The organism is Oleiphilus sp. HI0080 (assembly GCF_001635135.1).
The window spans coordinates 1-2310 of sequence record NZ_LWFU01000672.1 but is presented as its reverse complement, the minus strand read 5'-3'; the positions used below and the strand labels follow the sequence as shown (position 1 = coordinate 2310).

The 2310-nt window shown below is 50.2% G+C and carries 2 protein-coding genes and 1 pseudogene; all 3 read right to left on the bottom strand.

The window, feature by feature from the left end:
• The coding region (gene ftsA, locus A3751_RS14635; protein WP_068457431.1) for a cell division protein FtsA at nucleotides 1-1196 on the bottom strand (1196 nt) is incomplete at its 3' end.
• Between the two features lie 24 nt (nucleotides 1197-1220).
• On the bottom strand, nucleotides 1221-2051 hold the full coding sequence (locus A3751_RS14630) for a cell division protein FtsQ/DivIB (protein ID WP_068457429.1): 831 nt from the start codon (nucleotides 2049-2051) through the stop codon (nucleotides 1221-1223).
• Nucleotides 2048-2310 (bottom strand): annotated as a pseudogene (locus A3751_RS14625) (D-alanine--D-alanine ligase); the annotation flags it as partial. The pseudogene A3751_RS14625 and the gene A3751_RS14630, both read right to left, overlap by 4 nt.

The window sequence follows — 2310 nt, the reverse complement described above, 5'->3', positions numbered from 1 at the left end:
ACCCCTTCCGCCGAAGCAGCTTTTGCGCTCGGAGTTGTCCCTGACTCACGCTGGTTTAATCCATACATCAATAAGCCTACGCCCGTCGCGTACATCGGGTTATTGACGACATCTGACAATCCTGTCACTCGCTGTGGGCTAGCCAAACGAACCGGCATATGGAATATTTCCTCTGCCAGCTCTACAACGCCCTCCATCTTTGATGTGCCGCCGGTCAGTACGACTCCGGCGGCAATCAAATCTTCAAACCCACTGCGCCGCAATTCAGCTTGCACTAGGGTAAATAGTTCTTCGTACCTTGGTTCAACGACTTCAGCTAACGCCTGCCGCGATAGGTCCCTAGGGGGCCTTTCACCAACGGACGGTACTTTTATCGTGTCATCCGCACCCGCGAGCTGCGTGAGCGCACATGCATATTTAATCTTTATCTCTTCCGCGTTTTGCGTTGGAGTGCGAAGTGCCATCGCAATATCGTTGGTCACCTGATCACCTGCAATTGGAATGACCGCAGTATGGCGAATGGACCCTCCGGTAAAAATCGCCATATCCGTCGTGCCGCCGCCGATATCGACCACACAGACGCCGAGCTCTTTTTCATCATCTGTTAATACCGCATAAGACGACGCTAATTGCTCTAAAATGATGTCGTCCACGTCGAGATCGCATTGCTGGACACACTTCTCGATGTTTTGCGCCGCATTTACTGCGCAAGTCACAAGATGCACTTTTGCTTCGAGGCGCACCCCCGACATGCCAAGCGGTTCTTTTATCCCTTCTTGGCTATCGATGACATATTCTTGCGGCAAGATGTGCAAAACCTTCTGATCTGCAGGGATAGCGACTGCTTGCGCTGCGTCAATCACTCTATCAATATCCGCTTGCACAACTTCGCGGTCCTTGACCGCAACGATACCGTGCGAATTTAAACTTTTGATATGGCTACCCGCGATGCCCGCGTAAACAGAGTGAATATTGCAGCCAGCCATCAACTCGGCTTCTTCAACAGCCCGCTGAATCGCACTCACCGTCGTTTCAATATTGACAACAACGCCTCGCTTCAACCCTCGTGACGGATGCGAACCGATACCTACGATCTCTACACTCCCATCTTCACCACGCTTACCAACGATGGCGACTACTTTGGATGTCCCGATGTCTAACCCTACGGTCAAGCTGTCATCAAATGTGCTTGCCATTTTTGTTCTCACTTTGTTGTATTTCTATTGCTGCAGCGGGTTTGAGCTATACTCGTAACCCGATGCAACTTCCATTTCTTTCCAACGGACAGCAACACCATTGGTATAACGCGCATCAATACGCTCAACCATGCGCTTCGCTTCGTCATCCAAGCTCGCAAATGTTTTTACAGAGCGCTCTAGCCGAAATGCATCTGGATCTGCTCCTAGTTCGATCATCGGACCGCCCTCCAAGCCCAGCGTCCATGCACCACGCTCGTTCAGAACCAATTGATCCGCAATCAGGCCATAAGTACTGATCGCTTGAGAAATTTGTTCGATATACATCAGCATTTCGCCACGATCTTGCTTAGACGCATCCTGAGGACCAATTAAAAGTGGGCGACTCTTTGATCGAGCGATTTTCTCAGGCTTGAATATGTCCCCTTGCGCATTGATGTAAGCATCATGGCTCCAGTTGGCAACAGCGACCTGCTCTGTAATCTCTACCGCAACCGCATCAGGCCAACGCCGTTTAATCACCGCTGATTTAACCCAAGCTAGATCTTCTAGGGCCGCTTGAATCTCTCGTAAATCGACAGATAAAAAGTTCTGGCCTATATATGGTTCTAGAACCAATGACACCGAGTTTTGCTCAAGCTCGACAAACTCACTGCTCACCTCAAACTGGGCAATGGGCTGATCAACAAACGCAAATAGCTTGTCGCTGTTAATTGCGACAATGACAATTGCAACGGCCAATGCGAACCAGAACGCATACGCCTTTGCAACACCCTGCGAAATCACAACATTCTTTGCTTCTCTTGCCGTCATTCGGGGTGCGGTTGTCCCTTTTCTTAGCGCAGCGCTGCTCATGCCAGTCCTCCCACTCGAAGTGTTTGTTTGAGAATCTCGGCTACTAGCTCAGGCATACTCATTCCATTGTGGCGTGCGGCCATGGGAATGAGACTGTGGTCTGTCATCCCCGGAATGGTATTCACCTCGAGTAACCAAAACTTCCCATCCCTGTCTCGCATAACATCGACGCGACCCCACCCTTTACAAGCAAGGGCGTCGAAAGCCTGTTTAGATAAAGACGATATCTTTTGCTCATCTTCAGGGCATAAATTGCTCG

Coding starts and splice junctions, on each gene's coding strand:
- A3751_RS14630 (WP_068457429.1), bottom strand. CDS start 2,051: ATGAGCAGCGCTGCGCTAAGAAAAGGGACAACCGCACCCCGAATGACG.